Source organism: Mesorhizobium sp. B2-8-1 (genome assembly GCF_006440955.1).
Classification (GTDB): Bacteria; Pseudomonadota; Alphaproteobacteria; order Rhizobiales; family Rhizobiaceae; genus Mesorhizobium.
Genome location: NZ_VFTX01000004.1, coordinates 310,181 through 332,653, shown reverse-complemented (window position 1 = coordinate 332,653; position 22,473 = coordinate 310,181). Strand labels below are relative to the sequence as shown.

Annotated in this window: 22 protein-coding genes; 10 read left to right on the top strand and 12 right to left on the bottom strand. The window is 64.4% G+C overall.

The features are described from left to right. Positions 1-170 precede the first annotated feature (170 nt). Positions 171-419 carry a DUF680 domain-containing protein gene (locus FJ428_RS13465; protein ID WP_140496324.1) on the top strand — a complete coding sequence of 83 codons (249 nt, stop codon included), beginning with the start codon at positions 171-173 and terminating at the stop codon, positions 417-419. Between the two features lie 44 nt (positions 420-463). Here the strand turns inward: FJ428_RS13465 and FJ428_RS13460 are convergent, their stop codons facing one another. From FJ428_RS13460 to FJ428_RS13430, 7 genes are all read right to left on the bottom strand, one after another. Beyond that, on the bottom strand, positions 464-1,513 hold the full coding sequence (locus tag FJ428_RS13460) for a Gfo/Idh/MocA family oxidoreductase (protein WP_140513713.1): 1,050 nt from the start codon (positions 1,511-1,513) through the stop codon (positions 464-466). A 13-nt stretch (positions 1,514-1,526) separates the two neighbouring features. Continuing rightward, the gene (locus tag FJ428_RS13455) at positions 1,527-2,312 is read right to left on the bottom strand and encodes a ThuA domain-containing protein (protein WP_140513714.1); all 786 of its coding nucleotides are present in this window, start codon (positions 2,310-2,312) and stop codon (positions 1,527-1,529) included. Positions 2,313-2,392: 80 nt separating this feature from the next. Further along, a complete protein-coding gene (locus FJ428_RS13450; protein WP_140496327.1) occupies positions 2,393-2,614 on the bottom strand; it encodes a hypothetical protein in 222 nt (73 codons plus the stop codon). A 57-nt stretch (positions 2,615-2,671) separates the two neighbouring features. Beyond that, positions 2,672-3,256 carry a sarcosine oxidase subunit gamma gene (locus FJ428_RS13445; protein WP_140522448.1) on the bottom strand — a complete coding sequence of 195 codons (585 nt, stop codon included), beginning with the start codon at positions 3,254-3,256 and terminating at the stop codon, positions 2,672-2,674. Next, on the bottom strand, positions 3,249-6,242 hold the full coding sequence (locus FJ428_RS13440) for a sarcosine oxidase subunit alpha (protein WP_140560276.1): 2,994 nt from the start codon (positions 6,240-6,242) through the stop codon (positions 3,249-3,251). The genes FJ428_RS13445 and FJ428_RS13440 overlap by 8 nt, the downstream gene beginning before the upstream one ends. Then, a complete protein-coding gene (locus FJ428_RS13435; protein WP_140496330.1) occupies positions 6,239-6,550 on the bottom strand; it encodes a sarcosine oxidase subunit delta in 312 nt (103 codons plus the stop codon). Before FJ428_RS13435 ends, FJ428_RS13440 begins: the two co-directional genes overlap by 4 nt. 27 nt (positions 6,551-6,577) lie before the next feature. Further along, positions 6,578-7,831 carry a sarcosine oxidase subunit beta gene (locus tag FJ428_RS13430; protein ID WP_140556511.1) on the bottom strand — a complete coding sequence of 418 codons (1,254 nt, stop codon included), beginning with the start codon at positions 7,829-7,831 and terminating at the stop codon, positions 6,578-6,580. A 265-nt stretch (positions 7,832-8,096) separates the two neighbouring features. On the opposite strand from FJ428_RS13430, the gene FJ428_RS13425 reads away from it, so the two are divergent. The 9 genes from FJ428_RS13425 (at position 8,097) to FJ428_RS13385 (ending at position 16,075) form a co-directional block, all read left to right on the top strand. After that, positions 8,097-8,855 carry an SDR family oxidoreductase gene (locus FJ428_RS13425; protein WP_140879554.1) on the top strand — a complete coding sequence of 253 codons (759 nt, stop codon included), beginning with the start codon at positions 8,097-8,099 and terminating at the stop codon, positions 8,853-8,855. Positions 8,856-8,966: 111 nt separating this feature from the next. Continuing rightward, the gene (locus FJ428_RS13420) at positions 8,967-9,353 is read left to right on the top strand and encodes an SET domain-containing protein-lysine N-methyltransferase (protein WP_140513719.1); all 387 of its coding nucleotides are present in this window, start codon (positions 8,967-8,969) and stop codon (positions 9,351-9,353) included. Between the two features lie 179 nt (positions 9,354-9,532). Continuing rightward, entirely contained in the window at positions 9,533-9,799 is a 267-nt protein-coding gene (gene rpsU, locus FJ428_RS13415; RefSeq protein ID WP_010911429.1) for a 30S ribosomal protein S21, read from the top strand. Between the two features lie 141 nt (positions 9,800-9,940). Further along, positions 9,941-10,783 carry a tetratricopeptide repeat protein gene (locus FJ428_RS13410; RefSeq protein ID WP_140879553.1) on the top strand — a complete coding sequence of 281 codons (843 nt, stop codon included), beginning with the start codon at positions 9,941-9,943 and terminating at the stop codon, positions 10,781-10,783. 201 nt (positions 10,784-10,984) lie between these two features. Next, positions 10,985-11,461, top strand: coding sequence for a DUF992 domain-containing protein (locus FJ428_RS13405; RefSeq protein WP_140522452.1), 477 nt, complete (start codon positions 10,985-10,987; stop codon positions 11,459-11,461). 415 nt (positions 11,462-11,876) lie between these two features. Further along, positions 11,877-12,887 (top strand): hypothetical protein, encoded by a 1,011-nt coding sequence (locus FJ428_RS13400; RefSeq protein ID WP_140522454.1) that lies wholly within the window; start codon positions 11,877-11,879, stop codon positions 12,885-12,887. Between the two features lie 9 nt (positions 12,888-12,896). Beyond that, positions 12,897-13,904, top strand: coding sequence for a hypothetical protein (locus FJ428_RS13395; RefSeq protein WP_140496337.1), 1,008 nt, complete (start codon positions 12,897-12,899; stop codon positions 13,902-13,904). Positions 13,905-13,977: 73 nt separating this feature from the next. Further along, the gene (locus FJ428_RS13390; protein WP_140513722.1) at positions 13,978-14,460 is read left to right on the top strand and encodes a DUF992 domain-containing protein; all 483 of its coding nucleotides are present in this window, start codon (positions 13,978-13,980) and stop codon (positions 14,458-14,460) included. A 178-nt stretch (positions 14,461-14,638) separates the two neighbouring features. Further along, entirely contained in the window at positions 14,639-16,075 is a 1,437-nt protein-coding gene (locus FJ428_RS13385; RefSeq protein WP_140657314.1) for an MFS transporter, read from the top strand. Positions 16,076-16,091: 16 nt separating this feature from the next. Here the strand turns inward: FJ428_RS13385 and FJ428_RS13380 are convergent, their stop codons facing one another. From FJ428_RS13380 to FJ428_RS13360, 5 genes are read right to left on the bottom strand one after another with little or no spacing between them, the layout of a single operon-like run. Continuing rightward, complete coding sequence (locus FJ428_RS13380; protein ID WP_140560272.1) at positions 16,092-16,784, bottom strand: response regulator transcription factor; 693 nt, start codon at positions 16,782-16,784, stop codon at positions 16,092-16,094. Beyond that, positions 16,781-19,513, bottom strand: a complete 2,733-nt coding sequence (locus tag FJ428_RS13375; RefSeq protein WP_140879552.1) for a sensor histidine kinase KdpD — start codon at positions 19,511-19,513, stop codon at positions 16,781-16,783. The genes FJ428_RS13380 and FJ428_RS13375 overlap by 4 nt, the downstream gene beginning before the upstream one ends. 53 nt (positions 19,514-19,566) lie before the next feature. Further along, the gene (gene kdpC / locus FJ428_RS13370) at positions 19,567-20,136 is read right to left on the bottom strand and encodes a potassium-transporting ATPase subunit KdpC (RefSeq protein ID WP_140522464.1); all 570 of its coding nucleotides are present in this window, start codon (positions 20,134-20,136) and stop codon (positions 19,567-19,569) included. A 12-nt stretch (positions 20,137-20,148) separates the two neighbouring features. Then, a complete protein-coding gene (gene kdpB / locus FJ428_RS13365) occupies positions 20,149-22,242 on the bottom strand; it encodes a potassium-transporting ATPase subunit KdpB (RefSeq protein WP_140522466.1) in 2,094 nt (697 codons plus the stop codon). Then, complete coding sequence (locus tag FJ428_RS13360) at positions 22,239-22,469, bottom strand: hypothetical protein (RefSeq protein WP_224518924.1); 231 nt, start codon at positions 22,467-22,469, stop codon at positions 22,239-22,241. Before FJ428_RS13360 ends, kdpB begins: the two co-directional genes overlap by 4 nt. Positions 22,470-22,473 lie beyond the last annotated feature (4 nt).

Below are 22,473 nucleotides of genomic sequence, written 5' to 3'. Positions count from 1 at the left end.
CTTCATCGCCGCTCCGCGTTTTACGTGCCAAGCGGGATGGATTTTCTTGGTTAACAAAAATTTCCGTACGCGTACGATTCTGGCTTGAACTCCGCGATCAGTGGGCGTATTTGTACGGAATACCGTACATGTACGAGAACAAATTCACCCATCGAACCCGGAGACGGACAATGAAAAAGACCCTCCTCACCCTCGCCGCCGTGCTGGCACTTTCGGGCTCGGCCCTTGCCGCCAACACGACCCACCCGGTCAAGCACGTGCCCGCCGCGACCTGCGTCGACACCAAGGCCAATGTGAAGCTCGATTGCGCATCGACCGGCTCGCTCGAGAAAAAGGGCGTCACGGAAACCACCGCTGAAGGCAAGGGCCCGCGCCTCGGCATCAGCATCAATCCCTGGATCGTGCCGAGCGCGTTCTGATAGCGGCAACACACGCCTGGCTGGTGCAGCCGGCCAGATGTGATTCAGGCGATCGTGACCGGCAGTCTGGACGACGAACTCTCGAAGGCCGCGTCGATCAGCCTCTGCATGTCGGCGGCGCGACGGAAGGATGGATCGCCGTTCCTTCCCCTATCGAGCGCTTCGGCGAAACGCAGCGCGTTGCGCTTCACATCCGGCAGCGCCAGTGTCCGCCAACGTTGCTGGTCGATGTCCTCGCCCAGGCAGGCCGACAGGCGCGAAACCTTGCCGTCTGTTTTGACCTTGATGGCGCCCTTGGTGCCATGCATGGCCAGCGACAGGTCGTTGGCGTGGCCGGTCATGTAGCGGCTGGCGACGATCGTCGCGAGCGCCCCGCATTTGAACCGCGCCGTCATTGCGACACTGTCGTTGGCATCAAGCACATAATCGCCGATCCGATCGCCTTCGGCCTTGGGAAACGTCACCAGGTCGGCGTGCAGGGTGGCGATGTCCTGGTCGGCGCCATAGCTTGCGAAATCCAGAATGTGGATACCGACATCGCCGAGCACGCCCGTCGAGCCGTGCCGGTTGGACAGGCGCCACAGCCATTTGTCCTCGATGCGCCAGTCGCCCCATGACTTGCTGACCAGCCAGCTCTGTTTGTAGCTCGCCTCGACATGGCGCAATGCGCCGATCTCGCCGGCCTGCACCATGCGTCGCGCTTCCTCGATCGCCGCCGAGTTGCGGTAGGTCAGGTTGACCATGTTGACGACCCCGGCCGCCTCGGCCGCTTCCGTCATTGCAAGCGCGTCGGCATGGTTCGGCGCCAGCGGCTTTTCGCAAAAGACGTGTTTCCCCTGGGCAAGCAGCGCCAGCGTCGTGGCCTTGTGCACGCCATCCGGCGTCGCATTGATGGCCGCATCGAACGCACCCCAGCCGATCGCCGCTTCCAGGCTCTCGAAAGACTGGCTGATCTTGTTGGCGGCGGCGAACATCGCACCGCGGCCCGGCACCTGGTCGACGCAGGCGACGATTGTGCATCCTGGAATCCTGGCGAACTCCTCGACGTGATGTCCGGCAATGCCACCGGTGCCGAGCAGAAGGAGGCGGTGCATCTTCAACTCACGCCTAACTCAGGCCCTTGTCGCCGTCGGCATGCAGGCGCAGGCCCTTCTGGACGATCTTCTCCTTGGCCTGGTCTGTCGGCACGTTCGGCGCATTGATGATGCCGGACCATGCGGGTGCGGGATTGTGCGCCCAATGCACGGCGTTGCGCAGCACCTGCTGCACGCCTTCATTGTGGTAGATCGGGTAGGTCTCGTGGCCGGGCGAGAAATAGAAGATCCGTCCGGCGCCGCGCTGATAGGTCAGCCCCGACCGGAAGACTTCGCCGCCTTCGTACCAGGAGACGAACACCGTCTCCAGCGGCTCCGGCACCGCGAAGGGCTCGCCATACATCTCCGTCTCGCCGATCTCCAGGCACTCGCCGATGCCTTGCGCGATCGGATGGCTGCGGTTGATGGCCCAGACGCGCTCGCGCTCGCCCGCTTCGCGCCATTTCAGCGAACAAGGCGTGCCCATCAGCCGCTTGAAGATCTTCGAATAGTGTCCGGAATGGAGCACGATCAGACCCATGCCTTCCCAGACCCGTTTCTGCACGCGCTCGACGATCTCGTCCTTGACCTCGCCATGGGCGGCATGGCCCCACCAGAGCAGGACATCGGTGGCAGCCAGCCGGCTTTCGCTCAAGCCGTGCTCCGGCTCCTGCAAGGTGGCGGTGGTCGCCTCGATGCCCTTATCCTGGTTGAGCGCGGCTGCGATGGTCCCATGCATGCCCAATGGATAAAGGCCGCGCACGGCGGCATTGGTCTGCTCATGGACATTCTCGCCCCAGACGACGGCTTTTACCGGCATTTTACGATCTCCCAAAGCGCTTTGAATATCCCACTTGGCGCCGTCTTGGAAAGATGGCTCCTCAACCGAAGCTGGGGAAATCAGCGCGGTTTGCGTCCGGGAACGGTCTTGGCTTTGCCCGGCCTTGCGGGGGCGCCGGGGATAGCCGTCCCCGTGATCGACACAGGATCGCTGGCCGGGAACGTATCCTCGAGGCCTTCCTCGAGTTCCTCTTCGGCGTCGGCGCCGTGATGCCGCTCATGCTCCAGGGAGCGCACGGCCGAGCTTTTCCCGGGCGACTTCGGCGTGGACTTCGATGGCATCGGCATTCTCCCTCGACCTGTTGCCGCAAATGGGCGCGGGCGGCAAACGTTCCGGGATCAGGCCGCCGCGTCGCGTGCTCCCTCGGAGAGGAAAGTAAAGACATAATCCGAGAAGGAACGCCAGCACTCGACCCGGAAAGCGTCTTGCGCCGTGCGCAGCAGAACGATCTCGGCCTTGCCGAGAATGGTACGCGAGGCGGCACCCACCGGGAAGGCTTCGAGCGACAGATCCTGCGGGCAGCCCGAATTGATTGCCGCGGCCGCGGCCGGACCGGCGACCGATATCGCAACGTTGCGATGCGAGATGCCGACAGCGGAATGCAAGGCGGAAATCTTTGCACAATCGGCGAGCGGGTCTTTGCCGGCCTCGTCGATGATCATCCATTCATCCGGCCCAAGCCACAGCGCGGTGCGCCCGCCTTTCGACACGGACGTCTTCGGCTTTTTCGGCATGGTCACGCCGAGCGCCTTCGACAAGGCGGCAAGCGACGCCTCCGGAGCGCGCAGCGAGATCCGTTCGGCCGGCGGCAGCACCTCTACCTTGACGCCGGCGGCGGAGATAGCGCGCCCGGCCAGCGCCGGACGGCGCTCGGCCGCCGGCGATGCGGCCGAAGCCGTCTTTTTCGCGACTGCCTTAGCCATTGAGGCGGCCTCCCGTTTCGTCGAAGAACACCATGCCGGAAACCTCCACTTCGATCGTCCCGCCAGGCATCGGCACGTAGAGCGTGTCGCCCGTGCGTGCGCGACCGCCGGCGACCAGCGCCAGAGCGATCGAGCGGCCGCAATTCTGCGACCAATAGCTCGACGTGACATGGCCGATCATCTTCATCGGGATCGCCTGCCTGGGATCCTCCACGATCTGCGCGCCTTCCTCCAGCACCACCTTGGGATCCTTGGTCTTGAGGCCGACCAGTTGCTTGCGGCCCTTGGCGACCAGGTCCCGCCGCGTCAGGCCGCGAATGCCGACGAAATCGGCCTTCTTCTTGCCGACGGCCCAGTCGAGGCCGGCATCATTGGGCGTCACCGTGCCGTCGGTGTCCTGGCCGACGATGATGTAGCCCTTCTCGGCGCGCAGCACGTGCATCGCCTCGGTGCCGTAGGCGGTGGCGCCATGCTTCTGGCCCTCGGCCCACAGCGCTTCCCAGACGGCCTGGCCGTAATCGGCCGGCACATTGACCTCGAAGCCGCGCTCGCCGGTGAACGACATGCGGAACAGCCTTGTCGGCACGCCGCAGATCTTGCCCTCGCGTACCGACATGTGCGGCAGCGCCTCGTCCGACATGTCGATGCCTTCGACCAGCGGCGCGATGATGTCGCGAGACTTCGGCCCCTGCACGGCGATGACAGCCCATTGCTCGGTGATCGAGGTCAGCCAGACATTGAGATGCGGGAACTCGGTCTGGAGATAGTCCTCCATGTGGTTCATGACGCGCGGCGCGCCGCCGGTCGTCGTCGTCACATGGAACCGGTCGGGCGCCAGCCTGCCGACGACGCCGTCATCATAGATGAAGCCATCCTCGCGCAGCATGATGCCGTAGCGGCAGCGGCCGGGCTCCAGCTTTTCCCACGGATTGGTGTAGAGCAGTTCCATGAACTTGGCCGCATCGGGACCGACCACCTCGATCTTGCCGAGCGTCGAGGCGTCGAACAGGCCAGCCGTGTTTCGAACCGCGACGCACTCGCGGTCGACCGCCGCATGCATGTCCTCGCCACCCCTGGGGAAATACCAGGCGCGCTTCCACTGCCCGACATCCTCGAACACGGCGCCTTGGGCTTCAGCCCAGGGATGGATCGCCGTCTTGCGCGTCGGATCGAACAGCGGACCGCGCGCATGGCTGACGATGGCGCCGAAGGTCACCGGCGTATAGGGGGCGCGGAACGTGGTGAGGCCCACCTCGGGGATTGGCTTGCCAAGCGTCTCGGCGGCAATCGCCAGGCCGTGCATGTTCGAGGTCTTGCCCTGGTCGGTCGCCATGCCGTTGGTGGTGAAGCGCTTGACGTGCTCGATCGAGCGCATGCCCTCATGCACCGCCTGGCGGATGTCCTTGGCGGTGACGTCGTTCTGGAAATCGACGAAGGCCTTCACCGTCGTATCCGGACCGGCGCCGGGGGCGGCGCCCAGCATGCCACGCGACCAGCTTTCCGAGGCGTCGACTTTTGGCCTTGTACCCTTGGCAGTCTTTGCGCCGGCGTCCCTTGCCGCCTTGGCCCCTGCCGCATAGGCCTCGTCGAGGGTCGCCGACAGGCCGTCCGTGCCGTTGCAGGCGCCGACAGAGACGCAGTCCTGCGCGTAGGTGCCGGGCACGAAGCGCTTGGTTTCGTCGTTGAAGGCGACCTTGCCGCGCGACTGCGAGAACAGGTGCACCGACGGCGTCCAGCCGGCCGACATCAGGATCGCATCGACCGCAATGGTGCGCTCGCCGCCACCATTCTTCGGCTGCACCGTCATCGACGAGACGCGCAGCTTGCCTCCGGCGCGGATCACCGCGCGGCCGAAATTGATCTCGATGCCGAGCATCCTTGCTTCATCGATCACCGGCCCTGTCGGATTGTCGCGCAGATCGACGATAGCCGCGATGTTGACGCCGGCCTTCTTCAGGTCGATCGCCGCCGCGTAAGCGGAATCATTGGCGGTGTAGACGCCGACGTTTTTTCCGACCGCGACGCCATGGTGATTGAGATAGGTGCGCGCGGCCGAGGCCAGCATGATGCCCGGCCGGTCGTTGTTGGCGAACACCATGTGGCGCTCGATGGCCCCGGACGCCAGCACCACGCGCCTGGCGCGCACCTGCCACAGCCGCTCGCGCGGCAGGTCGTGGCCGGGATTTTGCAAATGATCGCTGACCCGTTCGACCAGGCCGACGAAGTTCTGTGCGTAGTAGCCGAAGGCAGTCGTGCGCGACAGCACGCGGACATTGTCCATGCCTTTCAGCCTGGCGATCGCCGCCTGCGCCCAGGCAAAGCCGCCCTGGCCGTCGATTTTCGCGCCGCTCTCGAAGCGCAGGCTGCCGCCGAATTCGGCCTGCTCATCGGCCAGAATGACCCGCACGCCGGTTTCAGCCGCTGCCAATGCAGCCGCGATGCCGGCCGCACCGCCGCCCAGCACCAGCACGTCGCAATGAGCGTAACGCGACGAATAATGGTCGGGGTCCGGCCTGTCGGGGGACACGCCAAGCCCGGCGGCTTCCCGGATCTTGGGTTCGTAGAGGCTCTTCCAGGCCGCCTTCGGCCACATGAAGGTCTTGTAGTAGAAGCCGGCCGAAAACAGCGGCGACGCCAGATCGTTGACCGCGCTGACGTCGAAGGACAGCGACGGCCAGCGGTTCTGCGAGTTGGCGGCGAGTCCGTCATAGAGTTCCTGCACGGTCGCGCGAACATTCGGCGTTTTGCGCGCGTCGTCGCGCACGATCTGCACCAGCGCGTTGGGCTCCTCCGCGCCGGCCGACAGCACGCCCCGCGGCCGGTGATATTTGAACGAGCGGCCGACCAGGTGCACGCCGTTGGCCAGCAGCGCCGAAGCCAGCGTATCGCCTTCGATGCCGACGAAGGACTGACCGTCGAAGCTGAAGCGGGCGGTCTTGGCCTGGCTCAGGCGGCCGGCGCTCGGTATGCGGAACGCGCCGCTCATTTGGCAACCACTTCGCTGGAGTTTTTGGGCAGCTTGGAAGGCTTCGGCTCGCCGGCCTTGTAGGTCATGACGAACTTGTCGGTGACGGTGTCGCGCACGGCGTTGAAGAAGCGCGCACAGCCATGCATGTGTCGCCAGCGCTCATAGATGATGCCTTTGGGATTCGAGCGGATGAAGAAGAATTTTTCGAAATCCTCGTCGCTCTCGCCTGACATGTTGGCCGAGCGCGCGATATGCGCCTCGCCGGCGTTGCGGAACTCAAGTTCCGGACGCTCTTCCTCGCAATAGGGGCAGCGGATGAGAAGCATGTTTTCGTTCCTACAGCTCAGTCATCGTCAATGCGCCACCGCCGCCGCCGCCGCCTCGTCGATCAACCGGCCGGTGCGGAAACGCTCGATGGTGAAGGGCGCGTTGATCGGATGCGGATCGTCCCTGGCGATGGTGTGGGCAAAGACATGGCCGGAGCCGGGTGTCGCCTTGAAGCCGCCCGTGCCCCAGCCGCAATTGACGTAGAGGCCGGGCACCGGCGTCTTGGCCAGGATCGGCGAGCGGTCGGGCGTGACGTCCACGATGCCGCCCCAGGAGCGCAGCATCTTCATGCGCGTGAAGATCGGGAACATCTCGCAGATTGCGTCCAGCGTATGCTGTAATATGTGCAGGCCGCCGGTCTGCGAGTAGGAGACGTACTGGTCGGTGCCGGCGCCGATCACCAGTTCGCCCTTGTCGGACTGCGAGATATAGGCATGCACCGTGTTCGACATCACCACGCAGGGAACGACAGGCTTGACCGGCTCCGACACCAGCGCCTGCAGCGGATAGCTTTCCAGCGGCATGCGCACGCCGGCCATGTTCATAATGACCGAGGAATGGCCGGCCGCGACCACGCCGACCTTCTTGGCGCCGATGAAGCCGCGCGTCGTCTCGACACCGGTGACCGCGCCATTGGCCGCCCGCTTGACGCCGGTGACCTCGCAATTCTGGATGATGTGCACGCCCCGCGCCGAGGCGCCGCGCGCATACCCCCAGGCGACCGCGTCATGGCGCGCCGTGCCGCCGCGCCGCTGCAAGGCGGCACCGACGACCGGGTAGCGCGCATCCCTGGAAATATTGAGCGGCGGGCAGAATTCCTTCGCCTGCTCGGGTGTGAGCCATTCATTGTCGATGCCGTTCAGCCGGTTGGCGTGGATATGGCGCTTCAGCACCTGGATGTCGTGCACATTGTGCGCCAGCATCATGACGCCGCGCGCCGAATACATGACGTTGTAATTGAGCTCCTGGCTGAGCCCGTCCCACAATTTCAGCGCATGGTCGTAGATGCCGGCGCTCTCGTCATAGAGGTAGTTGGAGCGGATGATGGTGGTGTTGCGGCCGGTATTGCCGCCACCGAGCCAGCCCTTCTCCAGCACCGCGACATTGGTGATGCCGTGCACGGTGGCGAGATAATAGGCGGTAGCCAGGCCATGGCCGCCGGCGCCCACGATGACGACGTCGTATTCCTTCTTCGGCTCCGGCGAGGACCATTGCTCCTCCCAGCCCTTGTGGCCGCGCATGGCCTCACGCGCGATGGCGAATACAGAGTATTTCTTCACGTTCCAGCCTCGCGCCAAAGTCTCGCGGATTTGCGGCCGGGCTAGCAATTTCCCCCGGCGCGCGAGGTGTATCACTAGCGAAACAGCGCTGCCACCCTTGCGCTGTTTGCGACGGCTCTTGCCGTTTTGCGCCGCAACCGGCCGCGGCGTGCGAGGCCAGGGAAAATCGGCGGGTTCGCAGCTTTCGGGTGGCTGCGGCCATGCTCATTTGCGACGACGCATCCGACCGCCGGCAAGGCCGGCTTAGCGGAAGGATGACAGAAACATGCTCGCACTCGCCAACAAGATCGCCATCGTCACTGGCGCCAGTTCCGGCATCGGCCGCGCCACTGCAAAGCTCTTTGCCGAGGAAGGAGCCAAGGTCGTCGCCGCCGCGCGCCGTCAGGCCGAGCTCGATAGGCTTGTCGAGGAGATCGTGGAAACCGGCGGCACTGCGATCGCTCTTGCCGGCGACGTCAGGGACGAAGCCTATGCGAAGGCGCTGGTCGATCTCGCGACCGGTAGCTTCGGTGGTCTCGACATTGCATTCAACAATGCCGGCGCTGTCGGCATGATGGCGCCGCTGCCGGACCTGCCGCCGGCGTCGTGGCACGACACGATCGATACCAATCTGACCAGCGCCTATCTGGCCGCCAGGCATCAGATACCGGCGATGCTGGAGCGCGGCGGCGGATCGCTGGTCTTCACCTCCAGCTTCGTCGGCTACACCGCCGGTATGCCAGGCATGGCGGCCTATGCCGCGGCCAAGGCCGGCCTGATCGGTTTGACGCAAGTGCTGGCCGCCGAGTGCGGGCCGAAGGGGTTGCGCGTCAACGCACTGCTGCCAGGCGGCACAGACACGCCCGGCGCGACCACAACCACGCCCGAGGCCCGCACGTACGTCGAAGGCATCCATGCCTTGAAGCGGATGGCCCGGCCGGAAGAGATCGCCCGCTCGGCGCTTTATCTTGCCTCCGAGGCGTCGAGCTTCACCACCGGAACCGCACTGTTCGCCGACGGCGGCGTGTCGATCAACCGGACGTGAGCGGTTTCGGCGCCGGCATGCGGATCAACGCGGGCCGCGATGTCGCAATCCGGGCTTGCATTTGGGCTCGAATTGACGATTCCGTTCTCTCGTTGGAAACGGGCCGGAACCATGCTGCTGATCAAAACCTATGTCGCCCAAAGCGCAATCGAGGGCGTCGGCGTGTTCGCCGCCGAGCCGATCAGGAAAGGCGCCTCGATCTGGCGGCTCGACCCGGATTTCGACCGGCTGATCCCGCTGGAAAAATACCAGGCGGCACCCTCGCATCTCAGGGAACTGCTCGACCGCTACGCCTATCCCAGTCCCGACCGGCCCGGCTTCATGGTCTATGAGGTCGACAATGGCCGCTTCATGAACCATTCGGCGACGCCGAACACGGACTTTTCGCAATATGGCGGGGCAACTGCGACCCGCGACATAGCGGCGGGCGAAGAGATAACCTGCGACTATGGCGAATTCTTCGAGGATTTTGAGCGGTTGCATCTGGCTACCGCGTAGTTGGCTGCCTATCTTGCGAGCGCCCGCTGGGCGAATTGGCCGCCTCCGTTCATTTCGGCTGTGGACAGCGCGGCGTGATTCTGCTATCAGCCGCCACAATTCGTGGTGTAAATCGCCGCGGAGGCTAGTGGCTATGGCCGCTTGCCTGTTGATATCAAACCCGAAAGACAGGATTGCCCGTGCAGGTACTCGTCCGCGACAACAATGTTGATCAGGCGCTTCGCGCTCTCAAGAAGAAGATGCAGCGCGAAGGCATCTTCCGCGAAATGAAGATGCGCGGTCACTACGAGAAGCCTTCCGAGAAGCGCGCCCGTGAAAAGGCCGAAGCCGTGCGCCGAGCCCGCAAGCTGGCCCGCAAGCGTGCACAGCGCGAAGGTCTGCTGCCGATGACGCCGCGTCCGGTGGCTGCCGGCGGTGCCGCCGGTGCAGCGCGTCCGCCGCGCTGATTAACGCCTATATTTCGTCCTTTTCGAAGGATACCAGGGGTGGCGCGATGCGGAATCGCCGCCACCTTTTTATTTTGATGTGACCCGGCCCGGAGGGGGGATCCGGACCTGAATGACGCGGCAAGTGAGGACAGGGCAGACATGAACGCAATCAGCGTGGAGAGCAAAACCACATTTCATGGCTTTGCCCTGGCGACAGCCCTGCTTTCCGGATTGATGCTTGCCGGCTGCCAGACCTCGGGCCCGACCGGCGAGTTCAACAACATCGACAAGGCGCAAGGGTCGAGCGAGAACATCTCATCGCTGTCGGCGGTGATTCAGCGCAATCCGCAGGATCCTGAAGGCTACAATGTGCGCGGCTCGGCCTATGGCCGGGGCGGCCAGTACCAGGCGGCGCTCAAGGATTTCAACCAGGCCATCCAGCTTAACCCGAATTTCTACCAAGCCTATTCGAACCGTGCGCTCATCCAGCGCTTCCTCGGCAATCAGGAAGCAGCGCTGGCGGACTACAACCGCTCGATCCAGATCAACGGCAACTACGATGCCGCCTATATCGGCCGCGGCAATCTCTACCGGAAGGCCGGCCGCACCCAGGAAGCCTTCAACGATTTCCAGAAGGCGATCCAGCTCGACACGACCGATGCCCGCGCCTATCACAATCGGGGCCTGATCTATCAGAGCCAGGGCCAGCACAAATTCGCTATCGAGGATTTCTCGACCGCCATCTCGCTGGCCCCGGACGCCGCCGAGCCGTATAATGGCCGCGGCCTTTCCTACCTCGCCACCAATGACGAGGACAATGCCTTCTCCGATTTCAACATGGCCATCAAGCTCGACGGCAAGAACGCCGAGGCCTGGTCCAACCAGGCGCTGATCTACGAGCGGCGCGGCGACAAGGCCAAGGCGGCCAAGTCCTACCGCGAAGCCGTTCGGCTCGATCCCACCTACCAGCCGGCCAAGGATGGCCTCGCCCGCGTCAGCTGAGATCAGGCAAGGCCGGCCAAGCCCACACGCGTCGGATGCGTGTCCGAAAGGACACGTATCGCCGCAGATCGCCATCAATCCGGCAACCGCGCGCTGACCCCGCTGCAAGCCGTGATCGCCTGCCTTGTTCGCGCCAAGGTTTCAGCGGAACGGTCTGGCCACCCAGCCGTTACTTTGAAGCGTTTTGCGAAAGGACCTCCCATGACCAAGAAACTCGTCTGCGCCGCTGCGCTCGCCACGACCATGTTCGCTGTTGCACCGGCAAGCGCCGGCAGATTGCAGCTCGGCACGCTCGACTGCACCATCGACGGCGGCACCGGCTACATCGTGACATCCAACAAGGGCGTGTCCTGTGTCTTCCGCCCCTATCATCACGGTCCGGCCGAGATTTACACCGGCGTCATCTCCAAGCTCGGCGTCGATGTTGGCAAGACGCACCAGGGCCAACTCGCCTGGGCCGTGTTTGCCGCGACCCGTGACCGCGACGCGGGCGACCTTGCCGGCAGCTATTACGGCGTCAATGCCGAGGCGAGCGTCGTGACCGGCGGCGGCGCCAATCTGCTGGTCGGCGGCTTCGACAGCGCCTTCATGCTGGAGCCGCTCAGCGTCCAGGCGCAGACCGGCGTCAACCTGGCCGTTGCCGTGACCTCGCTTGAGCTGATCCACTCTCTCAAGTAACGGCACGTTGATCTTCTCGGCACGGACGGCAACCGCGCGATGATCAAAATAGCGCGCGGTGGACTTGGTTCCGCCGCGCGCTTTGCATTTGCGAACTGCTGTGACCAGGCCAAGCTAGCAGATCGAAATTATTGCCGATGGAAGACTTGCTCGTTCTGTGCTACCAACCGGAAATGTTGCTGGCTCTGCGCGAAAATGCGCGCGAGCTCCGGCAGATGTAAAGACATCGTCGAATGCAATTTTGTTGCAGCTGCCGGAGGCCGTGATGGATTTCATCGAGCAGTTATTCGGATTTTCGCCCGATGGCGGGTCGGGATCCTTCGAACTTCTTCTGATACTCGCACCATTCTTGATTGCCGCTGTCTGGTTTTTCATGCGTCGACAGCGACGTTGACGAAATGGCCGCGGACTGGCCATGAACCCGCTCCCCAAAGTACTGGATTTCCTGAACGCGCTCGCCGACGCGTTCACCGAGTGGCCATCGAACCTGCGCCAGATCGCTGCCCGGATCTGCGCCCTCGCCAGATTGCTCTGCGAAAGAATGAAGCTCCCCGATCGGTTGGACCGAAGCGGGCCGCAACGTTGCGTCAAGATCAGCGACCCCGCCTATAAACGCCCGGATCCCCTGATCTACGCGCAGTATTATTTGATGGGCCAGGGCCTCGCCGTCACATGGGACAACCCCGACATCGAGATCCGAAGCGGCGGCAATCCTGTCGCACCACATATGCTGGCGCCCGACACCGAATATGAAATCGTCGCCCGTATCTGGAACAACTCGACCGAGGCCCCGGTCGTCGATCTGCCGGTGAAATTCTCCTATCTGAGTTTCGGCATCGGCACGGTGTCGCATTGGATCGATGAGACCAGGACCGATCTCGGCGTCAAGGGCGGGGCCAACCATCCGGCTTTCGCGTCGGTCAAATGGCGAACTCCGGCAGCGCCTGGTCACTATTGCATCCAGGTCCTGCTCGACTGGCTCGACGATGCGAACCCGAACAACAACCTAGGCCAGGACAACACCACCGTCGGTGTCGCCCATTCGCCCGCAAGATTTGAATTTCGCCTGCGCAATGGCGAGCGGGAGAGGATGGGATTTCGTCTCGAGGCCGATGCCTATTCCCTTCCTGAATTGCCGGTCTGTGAGCCGCGCCCTCGCCCGAGGCCGCGTCGCCGGCCCTTGCGCACCTTCCCCGGCACCATCGCGGCAGTGCCTGTCGGCCACACCCGTCAATCGCATCCTTTGCCCGCCGGCTGGCTTGTCACGTTCGAGCCCGCACAAGCGGACCTTGCCCCGGGTGAGGAAATCCCCGTCACTGTCAATATTGAACCGCCAGCCGGTTTCACCGGCCGTAAGGCAATCAACGTTCATGCTTTCTCGGCCCGCGGCCTCGCCGGCGGCGTGACGCTCTATGTCGAGCGATAGGGGGTCGCCATGGCTTATCGGCACTACACCAAATGCGTATCGGTCGGAAATCACCACGGCAAACAATACGGGCAGATGATCATTGCTGCGGCCGTGGTCGCTTTGCCGCTCATCCTTGTGGGCGCCCTTCCCGGACCGGCCGCCATGCTGGTGGCGCTTGCGGCCATATTGGCCTATTGCCGCTGGTGGCTGTACGACCGGCTGATCTGTCTCGGTGGCGACGAATGCGCGGTGGGCTGGCTGCTCAAGGTCGATCCGCCGGAGGAGAAGTCGGGACTGGACCGGTTCGACACCGACTACAGTCTCAATCTGGTGCCGGGCAATGTCGTCGAATTCACCAACCAGGCAACGGCCGAAAAGATAGCGCCGTTTGGACGCCTGATCGCCAACACGCCTGCGATCCAGGGCGCGGGCCTCGACTGGAAAGGTCAGGAAGCGCGCCAATGGGCCAATGACGACCCGACCGCGGTGCTGCATTGCGAGTTCGAAGGCGCCGGCGTCTACGACCTCATGATAGCCTGCCTTGCCGCAATTCCAGTCGCCACGGCCGCCGCGGTTGCTTGCGCCATTCCCTTCTTCGGCTGGATCGCCTGCGCGGTCCTGTCGCTCATCGCGGCGGTCATCGTCATCATAGGCGGCATAGTCGGCCTGCTCGACACAGCCAATCCGACGGATCTCGACGAGAATCTCGGCGATCTTCACGTCAACGATCCGACGCGCCGCGGCGCGGACATCCTGTTCGTCAAGGGAACGTGGGTCTACGATTCGGCACATGACGGCTGGAACGAAATCCATCCCATCAAGCACTGTCAGAAGATCGGCACCTGGAACGGCAGCTGGAACGAATCCCCGGTTCCCGACGGCAGCCCCGCGCGCTGGTGTGAAGCCGTTGAGACGGCAGGATCGCCATTGACCGTCGCATCCCAGCAGGAGCCTCAGAACCAGTGGACGATACATCCCGCCATAGACGGTTGCCGGCCAAAGCCCGACGATCACCGACCGGACCCCGTGCACTGACCTGGCATCCTTCGCTCGCGAAGCAGTGTCATCTGCTCCTCAAAGATGGCTGCAGCGAATGCACGAGGGGCCCATGACACGCAAAATGATCCTTGCTGCCATCGTTGCCATTGCCAGCCCCGCCTTGGCCCAGGCACAGGACCAGGGCATCGAGCTCGGCACACTTGAATGCGCCATATCGGGCGGCACCGGCTTCATCTTCGGCTCGAGCAAGGATCTGAGCTGCACCTTCACCCCTGCCGACAAGACTTTCGCGCCGGAAGCCTATTTCGGCGCGGTCAACAAATACGGCCTCGACATCGGCACGACCAAGCAGGCGGTGATGCGATGGCTGGTGCTGACGCCGCTGAAGAACATCTACGCGCCGGGCGCATTGGCCGGCGACTATGTCGGCGCCAGCGCCGAGGTGACGGCAACCGTCGGCGCCGGGGCCAATCTGCTGGTTGGCGGCTCCTCGCAGTCCTTCACCTTGCAGCCGCTCAGCCTGCAGACCCAGACCGGCATCAATTTCGCCATCGGTGTCAGCCAGTTCCAGCTGCGCAGCACGGAGAACTGATTGGCCGGCGATGCCGGCCGGCCAGGGATGCGGGCATCCACGAACATGTCCAAAAAATCGCTTGAGCTCAAGCTTGGTTGAGGTTCTACAAACCCATCCGACCATGGTCCTGCCGGACCCCCGAGCCGGCTCCTGGCGCCATGCGTTTGCATCGGGATATGAAATTCGAGGGACCGAAGTGACCGACATCAGCACAAACAGGGTCGACTGGCGCGCATTGTGGGCGAGCGGCGACCTCGCGCGCTTCTGCTTCATCAGCCTCGGCATCCTGCTGCACGCCACCAACGAGACGATGGTGGCGACCGTCATGCCCGCCATGATCGGCGAACTGGCGGGCGTGCAGCTCGTCGGCTGGTCGCTGGCGATCTATGAACTGGGCGCCATCGTCGCCGGTGCCGCGGCCGGACGGCTGGTCAGCTATGTGGCGCTGCGCACCAACATGGTGGTCGCGGCGCTGCTTTACGCGGCCGGCGCGCTGATCTGCGCCACCGCGCCCTCGATGCAATTGTTCCTGGCCGGGCGCCTGATCGAGGGCCTGGGCGGCGGCGCGCTGGTGTCGCTGGCTTTCGTCTCGGTGGAGCGCCTGTTTCCGCGGGCCATCTGGCCGCAGCTTTTCGGTATCATGTCGGCGATCTGGGGCGTCGCCGCCTTCAGCGGGCCGATGCTTGGCGCGATCATGACAGAGCTTCTGTCATGGCGCTGGGCGTTCGGCATCTTCGTGTTCGGCGGTGCGGCGATGGCGCTGGCGAGCTTCGTCGTGCTCGACACGCCGGAAGCGACGAGGCCGAGTGCCGGCGCGGGCAAGGCACCACCCTTCCCGCTCATAGCGCTTGGCTGCCTTGCCGTCGCCGTCGTGCTGATCGCCTCGGCGGGGGTCGATATCGCCCTTCTGCGCTCGTCGCTGCTGATGGTGCTCGGCCTGATCGGCCTTGTGCTGTTCTTCCGTATCGATGCGCTGAAGCCGAAATCGCGGCTTTTCCCCTCGCGGCTGTTCTCGTGGCGCACGCCGGTCGGCAGCGGCATGACCATGGTCGCCGCCTTCTCGGTGGCGACCTGTTCCTTTGCCATTTACGGCCCGCTGCTTCTGACCACGCTGCACCACGTTCCGCTCCTGACCACCGGCTACATCATCGCCGCCGAATCGATCGCCTGGTCGATCCTGTCGATCCTTGTCGCCAACGCGCCACAGGAGCGTGAGAGATCGATCATCGTCATCGGCGCCCTGATGATCGCCACCGGCCTCGCTGGTTTCGCCTACACCATCCCGGCAGGCTCGATCCCGCTGATCCTGGTATGCGCCCTTTTGCAGGGTGGCGGCTTCGGCGTTGCCTGGCCGTTCCTGACGCGCGTCATCGTGGCCTCCGCGCCGGAAGATGAGCAGACCATCGCCTCGGCCGCGGTGCCGACCATGCAGCGCATCGGCTATGCGGTGGGTGCCGCCCTTGCCGGCATCGTCGCCAATGCCAGCGGCTTCTCGCAAGGCCTGAACCGGGACGCGGCGGCTGATGTGGCAACCTGGCTGTTCCTCGCCTTCGTGCCGCTCGGCATCATTGGCTGCCTCGCCGCCCTGCGCACATCGACGACCGCGAACCGGCTGCCGGAAGCTGTCGGCTAATCAGGCCAGGCAACGCTCATTCGACCTCGCGCAGGCGGTAGCCGACGCCGGTCTCGGTGGTGATGTAGCGCGGCTGGTCCGGCGTCTTCTCGATCTTCTGCCGCAACTGCCGGACATAGACCCGCAGATACTGCACGTCGGTCGAATCGTTCCACACCTGCTTCAGCAGGAACTGGTGCGTGAGAACCTTGCCCGCATACTGCACGAGAATGCGCAGAATGTCGTATTCCTTGGGCGACAGCTTCACCTCCTTGCCCCCGACCTTGACGATGCGCTTGACCAGGTCGACGCTGAGATCACCGGTTTGGAACACCGGCCTCTCGCCCTGCTGCTGGAACTTGTGCCGCAGTGCCACACGGATGCGCGCCACCAGCTCGTTCATTCCGAACGGCTTGGTGATGTAGTCGTCGGCGCCGAGTTCGAGCGCGTCGACGATGCCGGCCTCGTCGGCGCGGCTGGAGAGAATGACCACCGGGATATCGAGGCCGTCGTCGCGCCATTTGCGCAGCAGTTCATGGCCGCTCATGCCGGGCAGGCCAAGGTCGAGCAGCACGAGATCCGGTTTTTCCTGCACCATCAGCTCGATAGCCGCCTTGGCGTTCGGCGCCTCGCTGACCGCGTAGCCCTGGCTGGCGAGGCCGACCCGGAGCAACTTGCGGATCGGCGGCTCGTCATCGACGACCAATATCCTGACGTTCGAATTGGTCATCGAGGCTGATCCGCGCTGGAGCCGATGCGATTGCCGATGTTGGGCAACTCCGCCGGCACCGGCATCCTGATGGTGAAGGCAGCACCCGAACGGTCGGTCCGGTTGGCGGCCGAGATCGTGCCGCCCATCGCCTCGATGAAGCCGCGGCAGATCGACAGGCCGAGCCCGGTGCCGGCGCGCACCTGGTCGCCCTTGCGCACCCGGGAGAAAGTATCGAACACGCGCTCAAGATCCTGCGGAGGGATGCCCAATCCCTCATCCATGATCTGAAGCACGACGGAGCCGATGTCGGTCCAGCCCTGCAGGCGGATCGTCGAGCCGGGCGGCGAATATTTCGACGCATTGTCGAGCAGATTGAACAGGACCTGCTCGAACAGCACAGGGTCGAGCTTCAGCATCGGCAGGTCGGGCGGAATATCGACCTCGATCTTGTGCTCGCTGGTGATCTTGCGGGCGCGATCGAGCGCGGTGCCGACGGCGTCGCCGACATAATGCAGCGCATAGTTGGGCTCCATCGCACCGGATTCGATCTTGGTCATGTCGAGCAGATTGGCGATGAAGCGGTTCAGCCGCTCCGCTTCGTCGACCACCGTCGACAACAGCTCCGTCCGGTCCTGCTCGGGCAGATCAGGCGCGAACTCCCTGAGGGTGCCGGCCGCGCCCATGATGGCGGCGAGCGGCGTCTTCAGATCATGGGAGATGGAGGTCAGCAACGCCGAGCGCAGCCTGTCGGCTTCGGCCGCGAGCTTGGCACGGTCGACATCGGCGACGAGCTGGATGCGCTCGATGGCGACCGCTGCCTGGTCGGCCAGCGCGTCGAGCAGCCGCTGCTGCTCGGGCGTCAGCAGCGGACCCTGCTTGTCGTTGTCGAGGCCGACCACGCCGACCGCCGTGCGCCCGGTGCGCAGCGGCAGATAGAGCCGCTTCGCACCGGGCAGCGTATCGGCGCCGCGGCCGGCGGCGCGATCGTGCTCCCAGGCCCAGCGGGCGGCGGCGATGTCGGCCTCCGCCAGCGTGTCGTCGGGCGGATAGCCCGCCTTGACGGTGATGGCGCCGTTTTCGGGCAAAAGCAGCACGACCCGCAATTTCAGCATCGAGGCGATCTGGAAGGCCGTGACCCACAGAACGTCGTCGAGCGTGCCGGCGCCGGCAAGCTTCTTGGAAAACAGATAGATATCCTCCGTGGCCCGCGCCCGTGAGCGGGCGGCGGCGGCCTGACGCTGCACGCGCGCCGTCAGGTTGCTGGCGATGACGGCAACGACGAGGAAGACGGCAAACGCAACGATGCTCTCGGGATCCCTGATCGTCAGCGTGTAGCGCGGCTCGAGGAAGAAGTAGTTGAAGGCAAGGGCGCTCAGGAAACAGGCGTACAAGGCCGGCCACAGTCCGAACGTCACCGCCGATGTCAGTACCGCCAGCAGCAGCACGATCGCCAGATTGCGCACGTCGAGGAACTGATCGAGAACCGTGCCGACGGCCAGCGAGCCCGCGACATAGGCCGTGGCGAACAGATACGGCCATATCTGGAACGGCCGCTGCTCGGCCGCCGTCCTGACCTTTCTCGATGCTGCGTCGGTATCGCGCTCGGTTCCCGAGATGACATGGACGCTGATGTCGCCGGCATTGCGGATCAAATCATAGGTGAGCGAGCCCTCGATCAATTCCCGCCAGCGCGACCGGGTCGGCCTGCCGATTACGATATGGGTGAAATTGTTCGCCGTCGCATGGCGCACGATGTCCTGCGCGACGTTCTGGCCCGGAATGGTCGTCACCTCGGCGCCGAGCTGCTCGGCGAGGCGCAGATGGTTCGCCAGCCTGTCCTTCTCTTCTTCCGACATGGCGGCCGAACGGGGGGTGTCGACATGAAGCGCCGTCCATGGCGCACGGAGCCTGTCGGCCAGCCTGCGCGCATAGCGCACGCGCGCCGCCCCGCCCGGACGCGCGTCGAGGCAAACGAGCACCCTTTCCCCCGCCGCCCATGGGCCCTGGATGGCATGGGACTGCATGTGGTTGAGCAGTTGTTCGTCGACACGCTGGGCGGTGCGGCGCAGCGCCAGCTCGCGCAGCGCCGTAAGGTTGCCGGGCGAGAAATAGTTCTCGATGGCGCGCTGGGCGGTATTGGGGAAATAGACCTTGCCTTCCTCCAGCCGCTTGATCAGGTCGTCGGGTGTCAGATCGATGATTTCGACGTCGTCGGCCCGGTCGATGATGGAATCGGGAACCGTCTCGCGCACCCTGACCCGCGTGATCTGGGCGACGACGTCGTTCAGGCTTTCGACATGCTGAATGTTGAGCGTCGTGTAGACGTCGATACCGCGCGCCAGGATTTCCTGCACGTCGAGATAGCGCTTGGGGTGACGGCTGCCGGGCGCGTTTGTGTGGGCGAGTTCGTCGACCAGGACCAGTGCCGGGCGGCGTGCCAGGATGGCGTCTATGTCCATCTCGTCGAGGGTGCGTCCCTTGTATTCGACCGGGCGGCGCGGAATGACCTCGTAGCCCTCGACGAGGGCCAGGGTTTCCTTGCGGCCGTGCGTCTCGACCACGCCGATCACCACGTCGATGCCGTCGGCCAGCCTGGCGCGTCCCGACATCAGCATTTCATAGGTTTTGCCGACGCCGGGTGCCGCGCCCAGAAAGATGCGCAGACGCCCGCGGCCCTCGCGCTCGGCATGCTCGAGCAGCGCGTCGGGGGAAGGTCTGTTTTCGACGTTGCTTCTCTCGTCCGGCATCGGCATCCAGTTTGAACGGCGCCGGGGACGGTGTCGATCCCCGGCGCTGTTCTTCATTGCTTGGCTGTGTCGTCCAATGCGAGGTTAAGGACCAGCACATTGACCACCGGCTCGCCCAGCACGCTGAGCTCCCGGTCCTCGACATGGCTGTCGACGAGCGCCTTGACCTTGGCTTCATCGATGCCCCTTGCCTCGGCGACACGGGGAACCTGGAAATAAGCGTCGTCGGGGCTGATGTCAGGATCGAGCCCACTGCCCGATGTCGTGACGAGGCCCATTGGAACCGGCGCATCGGGGTTTTCGGCCTTCAGCTTCGCCGCGTCGCCCTTGATGCGCTCGATCAGCTTGGGGTTGGACGGACCCAGATTCGAGCCGCTGGAGGCGCCGGCGTCGTAGCCATTGCCGGCGGCCGATGGCCGGCCGTGGAAATAGCGTTCGCTGGCGAAGGCCTGGCCGATCAGTTCGGAACCGACCACCTTGCCGTCCTTCTCGATCAGGCTGCCATTGGCCTGTTTCGGGAACAGCGCCTGGGCGATGCCGGTCATGCCGAGGGGATAGATGAGCCCGGTCAGCACGGTGAAGAAGACTATCATGGCGATCGCGGGTCTGATTTGCTTGAGCATCGGAGTGATCCCTTATGCAAGGCCGAGGGCCGTGACGGCCATGTCGATAATCTTGATGCCGGCGAACGGCACGATGATGCCGCCGAGGCCGTAGACGAGCAGGTTGCGGCTGAGCAGCGCCCCGGCGCCGATTGCCCGGTATTTGACGCCGCGCAGCGACAGCGGGATCAGCGCGATGATGATCAGCGCGTTGAAGATGATGGCCGACAGGATGGCGCTCTGCGGCGTCGCCAGATGCATGATGTTGAGCGCCTGCAGCGGACCTGTGGTGTGGCCGGGTGCGACGTAGAACACGGCGAACATGGCCGGGATGATGGCGAAGTACTTGGCCACGTCATTGGCGATGGAGAAGGTGGTCAGCGAACCGCGCGTCATCAGCAGCGCCTTGCCGATCTCGACGATCTCGATCAGCTTGGTCGGATCGGAGTCCAAGTCCACCATGTTGCCTGCTTCCCGCGCGGCCACCGTGCCGGTGTTCATGGCGACGCCGACGTCGGCCTGGGCAAGGGCCGGCGCGTCGTTGGTGCCGTCGCCGCACATGGCGACCAGCTTGCCCTTGGCCTGCTCGTCGCGGATCAGTTTCAGCTTGTCCTCCGGCGTCGCCTGGGCAAGGAAGTCGTCGACGCCGGCTTCGGCCGCGATGGCCGCCGCCGTCATCGGATTGTCCCCTGTGATCATCACCGTGCGTATGCCCATGCTGCGCAGCTCGGCGAAGCGTTCGCGGATGCCGCCCTTGACGATGTCCTTGAGGTGCACGATGCCGAGCAGGCGTCCGTCGCGCTCGACCGCAAGCGGCGTGCCGCCCGATTTGGCGACCTCGTCGGCGATCGCCTGGAGATCCCTGATCGTATCGCTGTTCGGGCGCGTTGCGTGGCTGGCGACGGTCGACTGGTTGACATGGGCGAGCACGGAATCGACCGCGCCCTTGCGCACGGAGGAGCCGTCTATGTCGACGCCGCTCATCCGGGTCTGCGCGGTGAAGGGCACGAAGGTGGCGTGCAGTGTCGCCATGTCGCGGGCGCGGATGGCGTATTTCTCCTTGGCCAGCACGACGATCGAGCGGCCTTCCGGCGTTTCGTCGGCGAGCGAGGCAAGCTGTGCCGCATCGGCCAGTTCCTGCTCGGTGACGCCCTTCACCGGGCGGAATTCGGTCGCCTGGCGGTTGCCGAGCGTGATCGTGCCGGTCTTGTCGAGCAAAAGCGTGTCGACGTCGCCGGCCGCCTCCACGGCGCGGCCGGACATGGCGAGCACATTGAAGCGCACCAGACGGTCCATGCCGGCGATGCCGATGGCCGACAAAAGCGCGCCGATAGTGGTCGGGATCAAGGTCACGAACAAAGCGACGAGCACCGTGACCGGGATATAGCCCCCCGAATAGGAAGCGAAGCTCGGGATGGTAGCGGTGGCCAGCACGAAGATCAGCGTCATGCCGACCAGCAGGATGTTGAGCGCGATCTCATTCGGGGTCTTCTGGCGCTCGGCGCCCTCGACCAGCGAGATCATGCGGTCGAGAAAGGTGTGGCCGGCGGCGGCGGTGATGCGCACGCGGATCCAGTCGGAGAGCACCTGCGTGCCGCCGGTGACCGCGGAGCGGTCGCCGCCGGATTCGCGAATGACAGGCGCCGATTCGCCCGTGATCGCCGCCTCGTTGACCGAAGCCACGCCTTCGATCACCTCGCCGTCGGAGGGGATGATGTCGCCGGCCTCGACCAGCACGGCGTCGCCCACCTTCAGGCTGGTGCCGGGCACCAGCTTGAATTTCGTCCGGTCCTCGCCGGTCAGGAGCTTGGCCTGGGTCTCGGTGCGCGCCTTGCGCAGCGAATCGGCCTGCGCCTTGCCGCGGCCTTCGGCGACGGCTTCGGCGAAGTTGGCAAACAGCACGGTGAACCACAGCCAGATGATGATCTGGATGGTGAAGCCGAGGTTGCCGCGCCCGCTGGCGAGGTCCTTGACGAAAAGCACTGATGTCAGCGCCGAGACGACGGCAACGACGAACATCACCGGGTTCCTGGCCAATGTGCGTGGGTTCAGCTTTTTGAAGGCGCCGCCGATGGCGGGCCACAGGATGCCGGCATCCATGATGCTGGCTGATTTCGACTGGCTCATTTTGAAGCTCCAGCTTCGGTGTTGTTGGACGGCACCGAGCGGTCGGATGCCGAAAGAAGATGCGGAAGCCCGTAGGCCAGCAACCACAGAACGATCATGACGGCGGCGATGCCGAGGAATGTCGACATGGTGGGGAAAGGAGGAGGCCGTTCCTCCTTTCCGTTGTCGGCGGGATGGCGATCGTTGCGATGCCTGTTGTTGAACCAGGACATTTCCGTTTCAGCCAAGACA

Bases quoted from the DNA above. Each gene is read 5' to 3' on its own strand.
- FJ428_RS13465 (WP_140496324.1), top strand. From the start codon at position 171: ATGAAAAAGACCCTCCTCACCCTCGCCGCCGTGCTGGCACTTTCGGGC.
- FJ428_RS13460 (WP_140513713.1), bottom strand. From the start codon at position 1,513: ATGCACCGCCTCCTTCTGCTCGGCACCGGTGGCATTGCCGGACATCAC.
- FJ428_RS13455 (WP_140513714.1), bottom strand. From the start codon at position 2,312: ATGCCGGTAAAAGCCGTCGTCTGGGGCGAGAATGTCCATGAGCAGACC.
- FJ428_RS13450 (WP_140496327.1), bottom strand. From the start codon at position 2,614: ATGCCATCGAAGTCCACGCCGAAGTCGCCCGGGAAAAGCTCGGCCGTG.
- FJ428_RS13445 (WP_140522448.1), bottom strand. From the start codon at position 3,256: ATGGCTAAGGCAGTCGCGAAAAAGACGGCTTCGGCCGCATCGCCGGCG.
- FJ428_RS13440 (WP_140560276.1), bottom strand. From the start codon at position 6,242: ATGAGCGGCGCGTTCCGCATACCGAGCGCCGGCCGCCTGAGCCAGGCC.
- FJ428_RS13435 (WP_140496330.1), bottom strand. From the start codon at position 6,550: ATGCTTCTCATCCGCTGCCCCTATTGCGAGGAAGAGCGTCCGGAACTT.
- FJ428_RS13425 (WP_140879554.1), top strand. From the start codon at position 8,097: ATGCTCGCACTCGCCAACAAGATCGCCATCGTCACTGGCGCCAGTTCC.
- FJ428_RS13420 (WP_140513719.1), top strand. From the start codon at position 8,967: ATGCTGCTGATCAAAACCTATGTCGCCCAAAGCGCAATCGAGGGCGTC.
- FJ428_RS13410 (WP_140879553.1), top strand. From the start codon at position 9,941: ATGAACGCAATCAGCGTGGAGAGCAAAACCACATTTCATGGCTTTGCC.
- FJ428_RS13405 (WP_140522452.1), top strand. From the start codon at position 10,985: ATGACCAAGAAACTCGTCTGCGCCGCTGCGCTCGCCACGACCATGTTC.
- FJ428_RS13400 (WP_140522454.1), top strand. From the start codon at position 11,877: ATGAACCCGCTCCCCAAAGTACTGGATTTCCTGAACGCGCTCGCCGAC.
- FJ428_RS13395 (WP_140496337.1), top strand. From the start codon at position 12,897: ATGGCTTATCGGCACTACACCAAATGCGTATCGGTCGGAAATCACCAC.
- FJ428_RS13390 (WP_140513722.1), top strand. From the start codon at position 13,978: ATGACACGCAAAATGATCCTTGCTGCCATCGTTGCCATTGCCAGCCCC.
- FJ428_RS13380 (WP_140560272.1), bottom strand. From the start codon at position 16,784: ATGACCAATTCGAACGTCAGGATATTGGTCGTCGATGACGAGCCGCCG.
- FJ428_RS13375 (WP_140879552.1), bottom strand. From the start codon at position 19,513: ATGCCGGACGAGAGAAGCAACGTCGAAAACAGACCTTCCCCCGACGCG.
- kdpC (WP_140522464.1), bottom strand. From the start codon at position 20,136: ATGCTCAAGCAAATCAGACCCGCGATCGCCATGATAGTCTTCTTCACC.
- kdpB (WP_140522466.1), bottom strand. From the start codon at position 22,242: ATGAGCCAGTCGAAATCAGCCAGCATCATGGATGCCGGCATCCTGTGG.